Origin of the sequence: Mesorhizobium sp. M7A.F.Ca.AU.001.01.1.1 (genome assembly GCF_004022735.1) — a bacterium.
GTDB classification, from domain to species: Bacteria; Pseudomonadota; Alphaproteobacteria; order Rhizobiales; family Rhizobiaceae; genus Mesorhizobium; species Mesorhizobium ciceri.
In genome coordinates this window covers 1-1,483 of record NZ_RZPF01001056.1, presented here as the reverse complement: position 1 = coordinate 1,483, position 1,483 = coordinate 1, and the positions used below count along the sequence as shown (strand labels likewise).

General features: G+C 64.5%; 2 protein-coding genes. Both read left to right on the top strand.

Annotated features, from left to right (window positions below; genetic code table 11):
- The coding region (locus EN884_RS35695; RefSeq protein WP_281034866.1) for a glycosyltransferase at window positions 1–658 on the top strand (658 nt) is incomplete at its 5' end.
- Window positions 655–1,483 (top strand): Mur ligase domain-containing protein (locus EN884_RS35690; protein WP_245492049.1); only part of this gene is annotated, 829 nt, incomplete at its 3' end. The genes EN884_RS35695 and EN884_RS35690, both read left to right, overlap by 4 nt.

Here is a 1,483-nt window from a genome sequence, read left to right as displayed (position 1 = left end):
GGTGACGACAGGCAATCCGGTCCGGCCTGCGGTGCTGGAAGCGGCCAAGACTGCCTATGCGGCATCTGCCGGGGATCAACCGTTCCGCCTGCTGGTTTTTGGCGGCAGCCAGGGCGCCCAATTCTTTTCCGATGCCGTGCCGGGAGCCATTGCGCTGCTTTCCGACGCCCAGCGCAAACGGCTGGTCATTACCCAACAAGCGCGCGCCGATGACGTGGCGCGGGTCAAGGCGGTCTATGCCACCCTTGGCGTCGCCGTCGAGGTCTCGCCCTTCTTCACCGACATGGCGGCACGCATGGCGGCCGCTCATCTGGTGATCTCGCGTTCCGGCGCCTCGACCGTCTCGGAGATCGCCGTCATCGGCCGGCCGGCGCTGCTGGTGCCTTACCCCCATGCGCTCGATCACGATCAGGCGGCGAACGCGGCGGCCCTTGCCGCTGCCGACGGCGGCGAAGTGCATCCGCAATCCTCGCTCTCGTCCGAACGCATCGCAGCGCTTGTCGGCGGGCTGATGGACGACCCCGATCGGCTGACGGCAATGGCGGCGGGTGCGAAATCGGCCGGCAGGCCGGACGCGGCACGGTTGCTCGCCGATCTTACAGAGGCTATTGCGTCCAAAAAAACCGTTTCGGATTTCAGGAAGGGGACGCAAGCATGAAGATGCCGCAGACCATCGGCCTTGTGCATTTCATCGGCATTGGCGGCATCGGCATGAGCGGCATTGCCGAAGTGCTGCACAATCTCGGCTACAAGGTGCAAGGGTCCGACCAGGCCGAAAGCGCCAATGTGCAGCGGCTGCGCGACAAGGGCATCGAATGCTTCGTCGGCCATAGGGCCGAGAATCTCGGCGATGCCGAGGTGGTGGTCGTCTCGACGGCGATCAAGAAATCCAACCCTGAGCTGAAGGCCGCGCGCGAAAAGCTGCTGCCGATCGTGCGCCGGGCCGAGATGCTGGCCGAACTGATGCGCTTTCGCCAGGCGGTGGCGATCGGCGGCACGCATGGCAAGACGACGACGACCTCGATGGTGGCGACCTTGCTCGATGCGGGCGGGCTCGCTCCGACCGTGATCAATGGCGGCATCATCAATGCCTACGGCACCAACGCCCGCATGGGCGACGGCGAATGGATGGTGGTCGAGGCCGACGAGAGCGACGGCACCTTCCTGAAACTGCCGGCCGAGATCGCGGTCGTCACCAACATCGACCCCGAGCATCTTGACCACTATGGCAGCTTCGACAAGGTGCGCGAGGCGTTCCGCCAGTTTGTCGAGAACGTTCCGTTCTACGGTTTTGGCGTGATGTGCACCGATCACCCCGAAGTGCAGGCGCTGGTCAGCCGCATCGAGGACCGCCGGGTCATCACCTATGGCGAGAATGCGCAGGCCGACGTGCGCTTTACCAATCACCGCATGTCAGGTGCCATTTCGGAATTCGACGTGGTGATCCGCGACCGCAAGACCGGCGGCCAGACTGTCATAGCAG